3 protein-coding genes and 1 pseudogene are annotated in these 1,754 nt (G+C 31.7%); all 4 read right to left on the bottom strand.

Annotated elements, in window-relative coordinates:
- Nucleotides 1-304: hypothetical protein (locus tag DW793_RS14135; RefSeq protein WP_147342232.1), on the bottom strand; the 304-nt coding region annotated here is incomplete at its 3' end.
- Nucleotides 297-803, bottom strand: a complete 507-nt coding sequence (locus DW793_RS14130; RefSeq protein ID WP_118158528.1) for a hypothetical protein — start codon at nucleotides 801-803, stop codon at nucleotides 297-299. The genes DW793_RS14130 and DW793_RS14135, both read right to left, overlap by 8 nt.
- Before the next feature lie 41 nt (nucleotides 804-844).
- Nucleotides 845-1,328, bottom strand: a pseudogene (locus DW793_RS14125) (polymorphic toxin-type HINT domain-containing protein); the annotation flags it as partial.
- A 64-nt stretch (nucleotides 1,329-1,392) separates the two neighbouring features.
- The coding region (locus DW793_RS14120; protein ID WP_118158526.1) for a PoNe immunity protein domain-containing protein at nucleotides 1,393-1,754 on the bottom strand (362 nt) is incomplete at its 5' end.

Genomic DNA, 1,754 nt, shown 5'->3' with positions numbered 1-1,754 from the left:
TAAGTAAATCGTTTTTGTTAGAGGCAACCCATTTATCAAATATATTTGCACCATTAACATCCCACTCAAATAAATCATCATCACTTTCTGATTCCAATTTATTATATTTGTCTGTGTCAGTAACCAAAATTTTTTCATTGTCACATATTCTAAATAAAGTCTGCATTAATAATATATAACATTTACCGTGCTCATCAACAAAATCAATCCAAATGTCCCCATGATTTCTATTAATATCAGCAACCTTATTTCCAACAAGTACTTGAAGTCTTTCTGAAATATAATTTCTCTCTTTTTTATTCACTAACATTATCCTCCCGACATTGAATCCCTCTGCCAGTTATAACAAGATGTCTTTCTTTTCCATGCCATACAAAGAAACGCCAACACTCATCATTAGAAGTTGTATCAACAAAAACATCTAATGTTATAGAATTACTAAATTTAATTTTAAGATCACCAAAATTGTTTATTTCAATAGATTTAATTACAATATTATCTGAAAAATTTTTGTTGAAATCATCGCACCATTTGTCAAATAAATTATTACCTTTTACATCCCAATTAAAATTTTCAGTCTCGGTCATTGGTGATATTGGCTGATATTTATCCATATCAGTAATTAATACTTCTTCGATATTACAAAATCTAAAAAAAGTTTGCATATGGAGTGCATAATCTTTACCATCAATTCCTTTCATGGCAATCCAAACTAAATCAGCTGCTCTCCCTATTTTTATACTTTTCGCACCTTTAATTTTATTGATGCATTCCGTTATTGTATTTTTTTCTGATAAAGTCATTGTACTTCCTACCTATACTCCAAAATAATTCAAAGCCTCTTCTAGTGCTTCTTGATAATCCATGCCTCGTCATGTAATATATCATGTATATTATCTTTTATCTTATTTTCTGGCACACCACGTCTTTTCAACTCACGTGTTATTGCTTTAACTTGTTTTTGTTGTTTTTTCTGATCTCTCGGAGATTTACCTTTTTGTCTACCCATACGTTCGCGTCTAGAATAATCTTTCCCAGCATTATGTACCAACACACCAAAGCCACTAACGTGATACGTATGAAAATCCTCCACCTGGAAATTATACACCTTAACAGGTTCTTCTGTCAACTCAACATCAAAATTTTCAACTAAAAGAACATTTCCGTTTACATCAAGAAGTTCATCACCAACTATCAGTTCTCCTGCTTTGATAAAGCCTTGATTTTTTACATAGAACGGGTGGTCAACAGTTGTAACGATTTCTTCACCGTTCACAGTGAGATGAACAAGCGTTGTTACCTCTCTTATGTAGGTTTCAAGAACAGGAGTTCGCTATAAGTTCAGATAAGCGACCATCTATCGAAAGTGTCATTTTATCACCTCGTCATTACTCAATTGAAATGAACCATATCATAAGGATAATACTGCTCATTTTTCAAATCGTCATCTATAAAACCAAGTCTTTTTGCAATAGCACCAGCTTCAAAACACCAATATCCATAATACTGATATTTATTCACCAGTTCATGTGTACCATACCAAGCACTATCTACAGAGCCTTTATACCATCCTCTCAAATATTTTAGAAAAGCATCTCTATCTTCATCGTTAATGCTTTTTACTAACTTTTTGTATGGACGAGGGAAGGATATTTTCGATATATCAAACTCACTTTTATTTCCAATGAGGATAAAATCTAATAATGAATCATATGTTTCAGATTTCCTCAATTTATTTTTATTATATTCAACTT

Source organism: Ruminococcus sp. AM31-15AC, from assembly GCF_003462045.1.
In the GTDB taxonomy this organism is placed as follows: domain Bacteria; phylum Bacillota; class Clostridia; order Oscillospirales; family Ruminococcaceae; genus Hominimerdicola; species Hominimerdicola aceti.
The sequence above is the reverse complement of the archived record's forward strand: the minus strand, read 5'-3'. Positions and strand labels throughout refer to the sequence as shown.